Raw genomic sequence first — 438 nt, 5'->3', positions numbered from 1 at the left:
AACTTTGGAATCACTCATATTATGTAGAAACAATCGGCTCGGTATCGGAAGAAAATATCCGACTATATATCGAGCATCAGAGCAAATCTTACTAGAAGGAGGGACAATATGCTGTTAACACATGAAACAACCATTGTATTAAACAAAAATGATGCAAATATTGTAGGACACATGTGTTATGCGGCTTACAAGCTTTGGAATGTTTGCAATTATGAGAGAAACAACTACAAAAATCTGGGATTGGAGAAATATCCTGACTGGTATTATCAGAAATCAAAACATAAAGATGATCTGTGGTTCAAATCACTTCCGTCACAGACTGCACAGGAAATCTGTAAGCTTTTGGACAAGTCATGGAAATCCTTTTACCGGTTAAAAGAAAGTGGCGGTATCGAGAATCCGGGATCACCAAGATATAAGAAAGATAAAATGCCGATC

At 37.0% G+C, this 438-nt stretch carries 1 pseudogene; it reads left to right on the top strand.

The features are described 5' to 3' along the window. Positions 1–108: 108 nt before the first annotated feature. Positions 109–438 (top strand): annotated as a pseudogene (locus DXB18_RS16010) (RNA-guided endonuclease TnpB family protein); the annotation flags it as partial.

This window comes from Clostridium sp. OM02-18AC (assembly GCF_003481825.1).
Taxonomy (GTDB): domain Bacteria; phylum Bacillota; class Clostridia; order Lachnospirales; family Lachnospiraceae; genus Brotaphodocola.
The sequence above is the reverse complement of the archived record's forward strand: the minus strand, read 5'-3'. Positions and strand labels throughout refer to the sequence as shown.